At 64.4% G+C, this 13,163-nt stretch carries 15 protein-coding genes and 1 tRNA gene; 6 read left to right on the top strand and 10 right to left on the bottom strand.

Features of this window, described 5'->3' with window-relative positions:
- Nucleotides 1–851 (top strand): class I SAM-dependent methyltransferase (locus LXM94_RS03315; protein WP_235769718.1); only part of this gene is annotated, 851 nt, incomplete at its 5' end.
- Here the strand turns inward: LXM94_RS03315 and LXM94_RS03310 are convergent.
- The 5 genes from LXM94_RS03310 to fabA form a co-directional block, all read right to left on the bottom strand.
- Nucleotides 848–1,243, bottom strand: a complete 396-nt coding sequence (locus LXM94_RS03310; RefSeq protein ID WP_235769751.1) for a type II toxin-antitoxin system HicB family antitoxin — start codon at nt 1,241–1,243, stop codon at nt 848–850. The genes LXM94_RS03315 and LXM94_RS03310 overlap by 4 nt on opposite strands.
- A 10-nt stretch (nt 1,244–1,253) precedes the next feature.
- Entirely contained in the window at nt 1,254–1,436 is a 183-nt protein-coding gene (locus LXM94_RS03305; protein ID WP_235769750.1) for a type II toxin-antitoxin system HicA family toxin, read from the bottom strand.
- Nucleotides 1,437–1,549: 113 nt separating this feature from the next.
- Nucleotides 1,550–2,356, bottom strand: a complete 807-nt coding sequence (fabI, locus tag LXM94_RS03300) for an enoyl-ACP reductase FabI (protein ID WP_235769717.1) — start codon at nt 2,354–2,356, stop codon at nt 1,550–1,552.
- 5 nt (nt 2,357–2,361) lie between these two features.
- Nucleotides 2,362–3,585: a beta-ketoacyl-ACP synthase I gene (gene fabB, locus LXM94_RS03295; RefSeq protein ID WP_235769716.1), complete on the bottom strand. Its 1,224-nt coding sequence runs from the start codon at nt 3,583–3,585 to the stop codon at nt 2,362–2,364.
- A gap of 54 nt (nt 3,586–3,639) precedes the next feature.
- Nucleotides 3,640–4,155, bottom strand: coding sequence for a 3-hydroxyacyl-[acyl-carrier-protein] dehydratase FabA (gene fabA / locus LXM94_RS03290; RefSeq protein ID WP_235769715.1), 516 nt, complete (start codon nt 4,153–4,155; stop codon nt 3,640–3,642).
- Nucleotides 4,156–4,473: 318 nt separating this feature from the next.
- Between fabA and irrA the strand changes: the two genes are divergently transcribed.
- On the top strand, nt 4,474–4,896 hold the full coding sequence (irrA, locus tag LXM94_RS03285) for an iron response transcriptional regulator IrrA (protein ID WP_235769714.1): 423 nt from the start codon (nt 4,474–4,476) through the stop codon (nt 4,894–4,896).
- A gap of 10 nt (nt 4,897–4,906) precedes the next feature.
- Here irrA and LXM94_RS03280 read toward each other — a convergent pair whose 3' ends face one another.
- Nucleotides 4,907–5,542, bottom strand: a complete 636-nt coding sequence (locus LXM94_RS03280; protein ID WP_235769713.1) for a trimeric intracellular cation channel family protein — start codon at nt 5,540–5,542, stop codon at nt 4,907–4,909.
- A 148-nt stretch (nt 5,543–5,690) separates the two neighbouring features.
- On the opposite strand from LXM94_RS03280, the gene LXM94_RS03275 reads away from it, so the two are divergent.
- The gene (locus LXM94_RS03275; protein ID WP_235769712.1) at nt 5,691–6,161 is read left to right on the top strand and encodes a hypothetical protein; all 471 of its coding nucleotides are present in this window, start codon (nt 5,691–5,693) and stop codon (nt 6,159–6,161) included.
- A gap of 51 nt (nt 6,162–6,212) precedes the next feature.
- Here LXM94_RS03275 and LXM94_RS03270 read toward each other — a convergent pair whose 3' ends face one another.
- From LXM94_RS03270 to LXM94_RS03255, 4 genes are all read right to left on the bottom strand, one after another.
- Complete coding sequence (locus tag LXM94_RS03270) at nt 6,213–7,004, bottom strand: YdcF family protein (protein WP_235769711.1); 792 nt, start codon at nt 7,002–7,004, stop codon at nt 6,213–6,215.
- A gap of 89 nt (nt 7,005–7,093) precedes the next feature.
- Nucleotides 7,094–8,263: a TMEM43 family protein gene (locus LXM94_RS03265; RefSeq protein ID WP_235769710.1), complete on the bottom strand. Its 1,170-nt coding sequence runs from the start codon at nt 8,261–8,263 to the stop codon at nt 7,094–7,096.
- Nucleotides 8,264–8,484: 221 nt separating this feature from the next.
- A tRNA-Ala gene (locus LXM94_RS03260) sits at nt 8,485–8,560 on the bottom strand.
- Nucleotides 8,561–8,705: 145 nt separating this feature from the next.
- Nucleotides 8,706–9,095: a TIGR02300 family protein gene (locus tag LXM94_RS03255; RefSeq protein ID WP_235769709.1), complete on the bottom strand. Its 390-nt coding sequence runs from the start codon at nt 9,093–9,095 to the stop codon at nt 8,706–8,708.
- Nucleotides 9,096–9,384: 289 nt separating this feature from the next.
- Here LXM94_RS03255 and aroA point away from each other — a divergent pair, with 289 nt between their 5' ends.
- From aroA to rpsA, 3 genes are all read left to right on the top strand, one after another.
- The gene (gene aroA / locus LXM94_RS03250; protein ID WP_235769708.1) at nt 9,385–10,752 is read left to right on the top strand and encodes a 3-phosphoshikimate 1-carboxyvinyltransferase; all 1,368 of its coding nucleotides are present in this window, start codon (nt 9,385–9,387) and stop codon (nt 10,750–10,752) included.
- Nucleotides 10,752–11,384, top strand: a complete 633-nt coding sequence (cmk, locus tag LXM94_RS03245) for a (d)CMP kinase (protein ID WP_235769707.1) — start codon at nt 10,752–10,754, stop codon at nt 11,382–11,384. The genes aroA and cmk overlap by 1 nt, the downstream gene beginning before the upstream one ends.
- Nucleotides 11,385–11,497: 113 nt before the next feature.
- On the top strand, nt 11,498–13,163 hold a 1,666-nt coding region (rpsA, locus tag LXM94_RS03240), incomplete at its 3' end, for a 30S ribosomal protein S1 (RefSeq protein ID WP_235769706.1).

The raw sequence follows: 13,163 nt of genomic DNA, 5'->3' as shown, positions 1-13,163 counted from the left end.
ATCGCGCCCTGGAGGCCCAGAGGCTTGCCGTGACGCCCTCCGTCGAGGGTGACGGCTATGACGGGGCGCTGGTGCTCTGCACCAAACATCGTGGCGAGAACGAGGACCGTATCGCCGAAGCGCTGCGGCGGGTGAAGGACGGCGGCCTCGTGGTCGTCGCCGGCGGCAAGGAGGACGGCATCCAGTCGCTGCGCAAACGCATCGACCAGTTCGGCTTCGGCGGCGATTACGCGCCGAAATACCATGGCGTTGCCTTCTGGTTCACGCGTCCGGCCGATATTGCCGAGGCCGCACGGATGCTTTCCGCCGCGCCGGTGCGGGTCGAAGGCCGGTTCACTGCGGCACCCGGCATGTTTTCGCACGATCGGATCGACGAGGGGTCGGAACTGCTGGCAAGCCGCATTCCTGCGGATTTCCGCGGCCACGCCGCCGATTTCGGCGCCGGTTGGGGGTACCTCGCGGTCATGGTCGCCGAGCGTGCGGCGGGCCTGAAGGGGATCGATCTCTTCGAGGCCGACCACAGGGCTCTTGAGGCCGCGAGGGAAAATCTCGCGGAAAACTGCCCGAACGTTCCGGCGCGCTTCTACTGGAACGACCTGACGAGCGAAGAGCCGCGGGACCACTACGACCTGATCGTGATGAACCCGCCCTTCCATGAGAGCCATGCCGCCGACCACGGCCTCGGTGCCGCGATGATCCGCATGGCGGCGAAATCGCTCAAGATCGGCGGCCGCCTGATGCTCGTCGCCAATCGCGGCCTGCCCTACGAGCCGGTGCTCAAGGAAGCCTTCAAGGACAGCGGCGAAACCTGCCGCAATGCCCGCTTCAAGGTGCTGTGGGGCCGGCGTTAGGCCGCTTCGATTTCCTTGCGGGCGCAACTCGCGAGAAAGGCGGAGCGTGTCAATCCGCGCTGCTTTGCAACGGTATCGATCGCGTCCAGCATGCCTTTGTCGAAGGTCACGTTGGCGCGCACCGTATGGGTCGAATCGGCGATAAATGGCACACGGATGAGGAAGGCGCCAAGCGCCAGTTCTCGCCTGACATCCTCGCGTGAGAGAATTTGCTCATGGCTCGACGGCACCGGCAGTGCGCTGTCCTCGGCCCACAGCCTCAGCGCCTCGATGGCGTTTCCGGTCAGATCCTGCTCTTCGTCGGACGCAGAAAAGACCGACGGCATATCGGGAAAGCTGACCCCGTAGGCGCTGTCGCCGTCCTTGTGCACCAGAGCAAAATAGTAGTTCATCCGTGTCACCTCAGATCCACCCGGCTTGTCGTGCAATCGCAAGCGCAGTTCCCGTCGGCAGGTCCTTCTTGGGATGCGGAACAATTATGGTTTGCGATCCCTTGCGCATCTTGTGATGTGAGCCTCTCACCGACAGGACCGTGAAGCCTTCGCGCTTCAGCCTCGCAATGATCCTGTGGCTGTTGCGCTCCACTGCCAAGCAGCATTCCATCTGTGCCGGATATAGTGGAACGATCACCACACGACAACGGCCTGTGCGTATTATAATACGCACAGGCCGCATTCAGGTCAAACCGGCTCTCGGCTTTACTCCGCATCCGCCCTGCGAAGCGAGTCCAGCACCGGCATCGAAGTGATGTTGTAGCCGGAGTCTACATAGTGGATTTCGCCGGTCACGCCACTCGCCATGTCGGAGAGCAGGTAGAGCGCCGAGTTGCCAACGTCCTCGATGGTGACGGTGCGGCGCAGCGGCGAGTGTTTCTGCTGCCAGGAGAGCATGGCACGCGCGTCGGAGATGCCGGCGCCGGCCAGCGTGCGGATCGGGCCCGCCGAAATCGCGTTGACGCGGATGCCGCGCGGGCCGTAGTCGCCGGCGAGGTAGCGCACGGACGCCTCGAGCGCCGCCTTGGCCACGCCCATGACGTTGTAGTTCGGCATGATGCGCATCGAACCGCCGTAGGTCAGCGTCAGCATGGCGCCGCCGTCGGTCATCAGGTCGGCCGCCCGCTTGGCGATCTCCGTGAAGGAGAAGCAGGAAATGACCATCGTGCGGGTGAAATTGTCGCGCGACGTGTCGGCATAAAGGCCCTTCAGCTCGTTCTTGTCGGAAAAGCCGATGGCATGCACGACAAAATCGAGCTTGCCCCACTTCTCCCGGATGGCGTCGATCGTCGCGTCTACCGAAGCGACGTCCTCAACGTCGCAGGGAATGACGAAGTCGGAGCCGAGTTCGGCGGCAAGCGGCTTCACGCGTTTTCCCAGCGCTTCGCCCTGGTAGGTGAAGGCGAGCTCGGCGCCTGCGGCCGCAAGCTTCTGGGCGATGCCCCAGGCGATGGAGTGGTTGTTCGCGACCCCCATGACGAGGCCGCGCTTGCCGTTCATGATCCCCGTCATTCTGGTCATCCGTTGTAGCGCTGGAAGACCAGCGTGGCGTTTGTGCCGCCGAAACCGAAGGAGTTGGAAAGCACCGTGTCGATCCTGGCATTGTCGATGCGCTTGCGCACGATCGGCACGCCCTCGAATTCCGGGTCGAGCTCGGTAACATGGGCGCTTTCGCCGATGAAGCCGGCCTGCATCATCAGGAGGCCATAGATCGATTCCTGCACGCCGGCAGCGCCAAGCGAATGGCCGGTCAGCGACTTGGTCGACTGGATGTGCGGGATCTTGTCGCCGAACACTTCACGGATCGCGCCGATTTCCTTGGAATCGCCGACGGGAGTCGACGTGCCGTGCGTGTTGATGTAGTCGACCTCGCCCTTCACGGTGGCAAGTGCCTGCCGCATGCAGCGCACCGCGCCTTCGCCGGAGGGGGCCACCATGTCGTAGCCGTCCGAGGTTGCGCCGTAGCCGACGATTTCGGCATAGATCTTCGCGCCGCGCGCCTTGGCGCGCTCCATCTCTTCCAGCACCAGCACGCCGGCGCCGCCGGCGATCACGAACCCGTCGCGGCTGACGTCATAGGCGCGCGAAGCCGACGCGGGCGTGTCGTTGTACTTGGACGACATGGCGCCCATCGCGTCGAAGAGGTTCGACATGGTCCAGTCGAGATCCTCGTGGCCGCCGGCGAACATCACGTCCTGCTTGCCCCACTGGATCATCTCGGCGGCGTTGCCGATGCAGTGCGCCGATGTCGAGCAGGCCGACGAGATCGAATAGTTGACGCCGTGGATCTTGAACCAGGTGGCAAGCGTGGCGGAAGCGGTCGAGGACATCGCCTTCGGAACGGCGAAGGGGCCGATGCGCTTCGGCGAGTTGTTCTTGAGCGTGATCTCGGCCGCCTCGATCAGCGTGCGGGTCGACGGGCCGCCCGAGCCCATGATGATGCCGGTACGCGCGTTGCCGCCGATGTCGGACTCATCGAGACCGGAGTCGGCGATGGCCTGTTTCATTGCCACATGGTTCCACGTGCCGCCCTGCGACAGGAAGCGTGCGGCGCGCCTGTCGACAAGATCGGTCGTGTCGATCTTGGGAGCGCCCCAGACCTGGCACTTGAAGCCATGGTCGGCAAAATCCTGCGAGAAGCTGATACCGGACTTCGCATCCCGCAGCGACGCGGTGACTTCATCCGCATTGTTTCCAATCGAGGAGACGATCCCCAGACCCGTGACAACAACCCGTCTCATTCCTTTGACCTTTTCTATTCCGTCGCTGTGTGGAAGGCAGTGTCGCGCCGCCGTTCAGGCTGCCTTGTCCTTCGACAGGCCGACGCGCAGGTCGCTTGCCTGGTAGATGACCTCGCCGTCGGCCTTGAGCCAGCCGTCGGCCGTGCCGAGGACCAGCCGGCCGCGCATGACGCGCTTGAAATCGATGCCGTATTCGAGAAGCTTCGTCGTCGGACGAACCATGCCCTTGAACTTCACCTCGCCGGTGGAGAGCGCCATGCCGCGGCCCGGTTCACCGAGCCAGCCGAGGAAGAAACCGGTCAGCTGCCACATGCCGTCGAGGCCGAGGCAGCCCGGCATGATCGGATTGCCCTGGAAGTGGCAGGGGAAATACCAGTCGTCGGGGCGTACGTCGTATTCGGCACGAATGTATCCCTTGTCGAAGAGACCACCCGTCTCGGAAATGTCGGTAATGCGGTGAACCATCAGCATCGGAGGAAGGGGAAGCTGCGCGTTGCCCGGTCCAAACAGCCCGCCACGCCCGCAGGTCAGGATTTCCTCGTAGTTGAAGCTCGATTGCCGTGTGGTCATTAGGTGTGTCTTCCCCCGGTCCCTTGAATATCGTTTTAAAGAGTTAGGATAGCCTCGGTCCGAATTGAAGCATCAGCATGACGTTTGTCATCGCCGCGTTCTGCTCCGGGTGTGACGGCGCCTCCATTTCGCGAGTCCGAATACATGATGACCGCCGCGACAGCCAGCCCAAAGTGAATGCAAGGGCTCAAACACCCCGGTTTTCCGCCGTCCGGCGGCACCGGGCGCGCCGCAAGCCTATTGAACAGTCCCGTTCCAAAAGTTATATCGAATGCTCAAGATTGTTCTTGCGCGACCGTTGCAGTGGAATAGAGGGTCATGACGCATACGCATGATATGCCCATAGACGAGCGCCTGCGTCATTTCGGCCTTCGGCCGACGCGGCAGCGCATGGCGCTTGCGGATCTGATGTTCGCCAAGGGAGACCGCCACCTGACCGTTGAGGAGTTGCACGAGGAAGCCGTCGCCGCCGGCGTGCCCGTCTCGCTCGCCACCGTCTACAATACCTTGCACCAGTTCACCGAGGCGGGCCTCATCCGCGTGCTCGCCGTCGAAAGCTCGAAGACCTATTTCGATACCAACGTCTCGGACCATCACCACTTCTTCGTCGAAGGGGAGAACCGGGTTCTCGATATCCCGGTGAGCAACATCGCGATCGGCAACCTGCCCGAGCCGCCTGAAGGCATGGAAATCGCCCATGTCGACGTCATCGTCCGTTTGCGCCCCCGCAGGGATCGCTAGGCATTTTCCTCTATATCACGTCATCAGGATGCCGGCCCGGCCGGGGCTTGTAGACCGGAATGCACCAGCCGAAGCGCAAAGCGCCGCCGCGGATGAGGAAGGCGGTCAGCGCACCGGCGATCGACGCCGCGGCAAGCGGCGCGCCGGCCAGCGAGATCGCCACGAAGGCCGCCGCGCCGGCTGCTGCCGCGGTCACGTAAATTTCCGGACGCAGCAGGACGGATGGCTCGCCGGCGAGAAGGTCGCGCAGGATGCCGCCGAAGCTCGCCGTCAGCACGCCGGTGATGATCGCCACTTCGGGTGATCCGGTCGCTGCCAGGCCCTTGGCCGCCCCCATGGCGCTGTAGGCCGACATGCCGATTGCGTCGAGCCAGAGCAGCAACCGGTAGCGCGATTCGACGAAGTGGGCGGTGAAATAGACGACCAGCGCGGCGGCAACGCAGACATTCACATAGTTGGGGTTGAGCGCCCAGAAGACAGGCGTGGCGCCCAGGATGACGTCGCGGAACGTGCCGCCGCCGATGCCGGTGACGCAGGCGAGGAACAGGAAGCCGACGATGTCGAGTTGCTTTCGCGAGGCGGAAAGCGCGCCCGTTGCGGCGAAAACCGCGACGCCTGCATAATCCAAGAGTTCCAGTATCGACACGTCCCGTTCCCTTCCGTCGCCGCGTCCGCCATGCGCCAAGCTTCGCGTCAGGATCGCGGCTTAGGGTCCTCCGCCGACAGGGGGCGGTTCGTCCGACGACGGGCCTCTGCCATATTGACGGAAACATCGCGCTTGGAAAGGTGGATCGATGAGGGTCTTCACGAAGTGCCTGCTGGGCATGCTCCTGGTTGCCGTTCCCGGCGAGCGGGCCTCGGCGCAGAACATCATCACCGACGCCGTGGCACAGGAGAAGCGGGCCGTCGCCGCCCAGTGCAAGACGGCGGAATTCGGCGAGGACTTCGCCCGCGACATCGACTTCAACAATGACGGGTTGCCGGACGTCGTCACCAATCTGGGCGCCGTGCGATGCGACGGCAAGGACGGAGGGTTGTGCGGCAATGTCGGCTGCCCGTACAACTTCTACATCCAGGTCGCCGAGGGTGGCTATTTCTTCGCCGCCAATGCCGATCTCTACGGCTATGAGCTGCAGAAGCGCTACGGCAACATGGTGCTGGCGCTGAAGGCGAACGCCGCCTCCTGCGGGCGCGACGACGAGAGCTATTGCACCATCACCATTCGCGTGCGCGGCGCGACCTTCGAGACGATCTCGAAGAAGTAGCGCGGCGGAACGGCAGCGTCTGCGCGAAGCGCGTTCGAGCCCTTGTTCAGGTTACGCGGGAAACGGCGCGTGCGTCCGGCCGGCAAGGTAGTAGGCGAGGAGGCCGAGCCACTCGCGCAACGCCGTGGTCATGAGCTGCGCATTGGTGGACGGTTGCGTGAAGTCGAGCGCGAATCCGACATCGCCGCTCGTCCGGTAGTCGGCCGGCCAGGGCAGCACATCGATCCCGGCCTTGCGGAAGAGCCCGATGGCCCGGGGCATGTGGAAGGCGGAGGTGAGAAGCAGGCAATTCGTCAGGTTCTGCTCGGTCAGCAAGCCCTTCGTCCTTTCGACATTCTCAAAGGTCGTGCGCGATTCGGCTTCCTCGATCACCCGGCTTCGCGGCACGCCGAAGTCTTCGAGAAAGCCCGCGACGACCTCCGCATCCCCCGGATAGTTGCCGCTGAGGGATCCGTCTCCGCCGGAGATGAGGATGCGCGCGGCGGGATGCTGGCGCGCCAGGCGCAGCGTTTCGACGAAGCGGTCCCCGGCCTGGTTTATTTCGAAGCCGCCCCTCCCGGCAATGACGGCGGCTTCGATGCCGCCACCGAGCAGGATGATGCAACCGGGGCCGCCCACCGGCAGTGCCGCACGCTCAAAGCGGTTTTCCAGAGGTTGCAGCAGCACGGTTCCCATCGTCGTGTAGAGCGTCAGGAACAGGAGTGCGACGGATACCAGCGCGAAAAAGGCGCGGAGACGGCGGGCACCTGCCCAGCCGAACACGAGCGCCAGGATCCCGCTGACGAACACGACGGAAAGCGGTTGCCCGACGAGCCAGACGATTTTCGATGCGATGTAGTTCACGGCGACTCCGGCAGTGAGTGGCTGAAAGGGGCGTGCCGCCGCGTGCAATGCGTGGCAGCCGTTGGGCGCGCGGTGCAGGAGGCCCCGCGTCAGGCGCGGCCGAGGGCGGCCGGTGCCGTCTTGGCGCGACGCCGCGTCAGCACGAAACCCGCAAGCAGGATGCCGACCGCCAGGATCGAAATGGCGAGGACCGGGCGATAGGCAATCCAGGCGATCGCGATGACCAGCGGGCCGATCAGGAGGGTCAGAACGAGGGCGATGGCAGACGTCCCAAAGCGCACGATGGAGCCGAGGAACGGAATGACGTCGGCAATGACGCCCAGGATGGAGAGCATGGCTGCAAAGCCGACGAAGATGCCGATCAGCCCTCCGACCCGCAACAGCCACGTGATGATCGTGTTCTCGCTCTGGGCAGCGTCGAACATGTCGGCGGCCGAGGCGAGCCCCGCGTCGCTCAGGAACAGTGTCCGTCCGTTGCTTGTCCTGTAGTCCGCCAGCGTGTCGCCGCGCTGGGCCGCCACGAAGCTCGCCTCCTGAAGGTCCGATCGCTCGAAACGCACCCGGATGTCACCGACCGCCGGGTTGTTGGGATCGGCGGAATAGACCGCGGCTCCGCTCACGAGCGTCATCGGCTTGCCAAGCGACAGCGCGGAACGCAGGCGGGCTGCCCCGGCATCGGTCAGCTGGACCGGTGTATCGCGGCCGAGCGCGGCCGCGCGCTCTCCGGCGACGGAAAACGCTCCGATCTTCGCCGTCGGGACCGCGAAATCGGCGTCGTCCACCGGCTTTTTCGGATTGTCGTGCCCCGATTGCCGGAAGGTGTTCGAGTTGATCTCGTTGCGCCGCCAGTCCTTGCTGTAGGAGTAGGTCGTCACGGTCTCCTCGCCGCCGCCAAGCTTGGTGCGCGTCTCGGACCGCGAGCTCTCGACCCACTGATACATCTCGACGATACGCTCCAGCCCGACGCCCCCGCGGGCTTCCACGCCGAAGAGCCCGTCCGACGGCACACCGACCGGCGTGACCGGTCCCGACACATGGACCAGCTTGCCCTCGTTCGCGGCGTCCACCGCGCCGGCCTCGACCGAGACGACGATGCCCGCCCCCTCGACCAGTGCACGATAGGTCTTGACCGAACGGCCCTCGTTCCAGCCGAGCAGCCAGAGGCACCCGACGACCAGGACCAGGCCGATGACGATTTTGACCAGTGCACCCTTCAGGCGCGAGAACCAGGAGCGGCTGGTCGTTTCCGTGAAGCTCATGTCGTCCTTCCGTTCCATCAAGCATGTCGCCCGAAAGCGGAACGGCCTCAGGCGCCAGACATGCATAAAATACAGTGCCGAATCATCGCAGGCCGCTCCGGACGGTCGCGGCGGGCTCTTCAGGCGACCCCCGTGCAGGAAACGAATGGACGAGCCCCGTTATTCGCAGGGAACGCCGGACGGTCGAAAGCGTGAAAGAAGGTGCGAGATCAAGCGAGGTTTGGTGGAGCTAAGCGGGATCGAACCGCTGACCTCTTGCATGCCATGCAAGCGCTCTCCCAGCTGAGCTATAGCCCCATCAAGGGTCCGGCCAGGCCGGCTCCGGGATACCAGACCGAGCTCTCGCCCGGCAGGTGCGGCTTCATACTTCCGCTTCTCGACGATAGCAAGCCGAAAAAGCGGGGGCGGCCGAATTTTTTAATCCGGCCGGACTTTCAGAGGCTTAGACCTCGTCGTCGTCACCGGTGACGCCGATGATGCCGGTCATGTCGTCATCGTCGTCCTCTTCCTGCTCCAGGAAGGTATCGTCGTCATCGTCGCCGATTTCCACGTCGTCGTCGCCGAGATCCGGCAAATCGTCGTCGCCGCCCGCGGCCTCCTCGTCGGCATCCTCGAGCGAAACAAGCTCGACTTCCGTGTTCTCGGTATCGACTTCGGTGATCTCTTCCTCCTCGGCCTTTTCGAGGACGGCAGCTGCCGACGTCTCCTCGAAGAAGGAGAGCGGGTAGGACTTGCCCGTATAGGGCGACACGATCGGGTCGCGGTTGAGATCGTAGAACTTGCGCCCGGTTTCAGGGTCGATGCGCTTGGTTCCGAGTTCCGGTTTTGCCACTGTCAAAGCCTCTCGATGGCCGAATATCTTCAGCGAAGCCGGGGTTCCGGCGGGTGTCGGGTATAAAGAATTAGCCGGTCCCCATACTTGTCTTGCCGGCCTCTGTCAAAGCCTAACTTTGGTGTCCCTTGGCGGTTTCGCCGGGCGCCCGCGTGCGCGCCCGTTTTTCGCGACGGGATGATGACGCTCTTCATGCTTTATGGTAGCAAGCGCCGAATTCGAACCGGATCGCCGCCCGCCTCGAAGCGGCGCCGGCGTTCGAACGGCCATCTCGCAGAGGACTTCCGTCATGTCGCACGGCGCCAAGCCAAAGCCAGCCACCGCACACCGCTCAACGGGCCTTTCCGGCACCGTGCGCATCCCCGGCGACAAGTCGATCTCGCACCGTGCCTTCATGTTCGGCGGACTGGCGAGCGGGGAAACCCGCATCACCGGATTGCTGGAGGGCGAGGATGTGATCAATACGGGCAAGGCGATGCAGGCGATGGGTGCCAAGATCCGCAAGGACGGCGACGCCTGGATCATCAACGGCGTGGGCAACGGCGCGCTGCTCGCACCCGAAGTGCCGCTCGACTTCGGCAATGCCGGCACCGGATGCCGCCTGACGATGGGGCTCGTCGGCGTTTACGATTTTGATTCGACCTTCGTCGGCGATGCCTCGTTGACGAAGCGGCCGATGGGCCGCGTGCTCGATCCGCTGCGCGAGATGGGCGTGCAGGTGAGATCCGCCGACGGCGACCGGCTGCCCGTCACGCTGCGCGGCCCGAAGACGCCGACGCCGATCGTCTACCGCGTGCCGATGGCCTCGGCCCAGGTGAAGTCGGCGGTGCTGCTCGCAGGACTCAACACGCCCGGCATCACCACAGTGGTCGAACCGGTCATGACCCGCGACCATACCGAGAAGATGCTGCAGGGCTTCGGCGCGAGCCTTTCGGTGGAGACGGATGCGGCCGGTGTGCGCACGATCCGGCTCGAAGGGCGCGGCAGGCTGACGGGGCAGGTCATCGACGTGCCCGGCGATCCGTCCTCCACGGCGTTTCCGCTCGTCGCCGCCCTCCTGGTGCCGGGTTCGGACGTCACCATCCTCAACGTGCTGATGAATCCGACCCGCACCGGCCTAATCCTCACGTTACAGGAGATGGGCGCCGACATCGAGGTCCTCAATCCGCGCCTTGCAGGCGGCGAGGATGTCGCGGACCTGCGCGTACGCTCGTCCGCGCTGAAGGGCGTGACCGTCCCCGAGGACCGCGCGCCGTCGATGATCGATGAGTACCCGGTTCTTGCGGTCGCGGCCGCTTTCGCGAGGGGGGAGACCGTGATGAACGGCCTCGAGGAACTGCGTGTCAAGGAATCCGACCGCCTGTCGGCCGTCGCTGCCGGCCTGAAGCTCAACGGCGTCGACTGCGACGAGGGCGAGGCCTCGCTGGTCGTGCGCGGACGGCCGGACGGCAAGGGTCTCGGCACCGCGTCGGGCGCCGCGGTCGCGACCCATCTGGACCACCGCATCGCCATGAGCTTCCTCGTCATGGGCCTTGTCGCCGAACATCCGGTGACGGTTGACGACGCGACCATGATCGCCACCAGCTTCCCCGAATTCATGGACCTGATGACCGGTCTCGGGGCACGGATTGAAGTGGCGGAAGACAAGGCGGCCTGATGACCTTCACCATTGCCATCGACGGCCCTGCCGCTGCCGGCAAGGGCACGCTCTCCCGCCGGATCGCCGAGGAATACGGTTTTCATCACCTGGATACGGGCCTGACCTACCGGGCGACCGCCAAGGCGCTGCTCGACCGGAAGCTGCCGCTCGACGACGAGCCGCTTGCTGCCGAGGTGGCAGGCAAGCTCGATCTCGGCGGCCTCGACCGCGCGGTCCTTTCGGCGCACGAAATCGGAGACGCGGCGTCCAAGGTCGCCGTGATGCCGTCCGTTCGCCGCGCCCTGGTGGAGGCGCAGCGCGCCTTCTCCGCCCGGGAGCCCGGCACGGTGCTCGACGGCCGCGACATCGGCACCGTCGTCTGCCCCGATGCGCCGGTCAAGCTGTACGTGACAGCGTCGGCCGAGGTGCGGGCGAAACGCCGTTTCGATGAGGTTGTCGCCGGCGGTGGCACCGCCGATTTCGAAACGATTCTCGCCGATATCGTCCGCCGCGACGAGCGCGATGCCGGCCGCGCCGACAGTCCGATGCGCGCCGCGGACGACGCGCACTTGCTTGATACCTCCGAAATGAGTATAGAAGCCGCGTTTTCGGCGGCGAAGGCAATCATCGACGCCGCCCTTAAGCAATAGAGCGAGACCCGTCCCCGCGCCGGATTTGCTCCTCGACGAGGAGCGGATGTGCCTCGTTCATGATCAACGCTAACCCCCGGCGCCCGTGCCTCGTCGGCACATCAGGAGTTTTTATGTCCCAAGCTACCCCCACGCGCGACGATTTCGCAGCCATGCTGCAGGAGTCCTTCGCGAAGAACGATCTCGCCGAAGGCTATGTCGCCAAGGGCGTGATCACCGCGATCGAGAAGGACGTCGCGATCGTCGACGTCGGCCTCAAGGTCGAAGGCCGCATCGCGCTCAAGGAATTCGGTGCCCGGTCCAAGGACGGCACGCTCAATGTCGGCGACGAAGTCGAAGTCTATGTCGAGCGCATCGAGAATGCCCTCGGCGAAGCCGTCCTGTCGCGCGAGAAGGCTCGCCGCGAAGAGAGCTGGGCCAAGCTCGAAGTCAAGTTCGAAGCCGGCGAGCGCGTCGAAGGCGTCATCTTCAACCAGGTCAAGGGTGGCTTCACCGTCGATCTCGACGGCGCCGTTGCCTTCCTGCCGCGCTCCCAGGTCGACATCCGCCCGATCCGCGACGTCACGCCGCTCATGCACAACCCGCAGCCCTTCGAAATCCTCAAGATGGACAAGCGCCGTGGCAACATCGTCGTGTCGCGCCGCACGGTCCTCGAAGAGTCCCGTGCCGAGCAGCGTTCTGAAATCGTCCAGAACCTCGAAGAAGGCCAGGTTGTCGACGGCGTCGTCAAGAACATCACCGATTACGGTGCGTTCGTCGACCTCGGCGGCATCGACGGTCTGCTGCACGTCACCGACATGGCATGGCGCCGCGTCAACCACCCGTCGGAGATACTGAACATCGGCCAGCAGGTCAAGGTTCAGATCATCCGCATCAACCAGGAAACCCACCGCATCTCGCTCGGCATGAAGCAGCTCGAGTCGGATCCGTGGGATGGCATCGGCACCAAGTACCCGACCGGCAAGAAGATCTCCGGTACGGTCACGAACATCACCGACTACGGTGCGTTCGTCGAGCTGGAGCCGGGCATCGAAGGCCTGATCCACATCTCCGAGATGTCCTGGACGAAGAAGAACGTTCACCCCGGCAAGATCCTGTCCACGAGCCAGGAAGTCGACGTGGTCGTTCTCGAAGTCGACCCGACGAAGCGCCGCATCTCGCTCGGTCTCAAGCAGACCCTCGAGAACCCGTGGCAGGCGTTCGCCCACAGCCACCCGGCCGGCACCGAAGTCGAAGGCGAAGTCAAGAACAAGACCGAATTCGGCCTGTTCATCGGCCTCGACGGCGACGTGGACGGCATGGTGCACCTCTCCGACCTCGACTGGAACCGTCCGGGCGAGCAGGTCATCGAGGAGTTCAACAAGGGCGACGTCGTCAAGGCCGTCGTTCTGGACGTGGACGTCGACAAGGAGCGCATCTCGCTCGGCATCAAGCAGCTCGGCCGCGATGCGGTCGGCGAGGCTGCAGCGTCCGGCGACCTGCGCAAGAACGCCGTCGTCTCCTGCGAAGTCACCGCGGTCAACGACGGCGGCATCGAGGTGAGGCTCGTCGAGCATGAGGACATCACGTCCTTCATCCGTCGCGCCGATCTCTCGCGCGATCGCGACGAACAGCGCCCCGAGCGCTTCTCGGTCGGCCAGATCGTCGATGCCCGCGTGACGAACTTCTCCAAGAAGGACCGTAAGATCCAGCTCTCGATCAAGGCGCTGGAAATCGCGGAAGAGAAGGAAGCCGTCGCACAGTTTGGTTCGTCCGACTCGGGCGCCTCGCTCGGCGACA

Source organism: Rhizobium alarense (assembly GCF_021555155.1).
GTDB lineage: Bacteria > Pseudomonadota > Alphaproteobacteria > Rhizobiales > Rhizobiaceae > Rhizobium_D > Rhizobium_D alarense.
The sequence above is the reverse complement of the archived record's forward strand: the minus strand, read 5'-3'. Positions and strand labels throughout refer to the sequence as shown.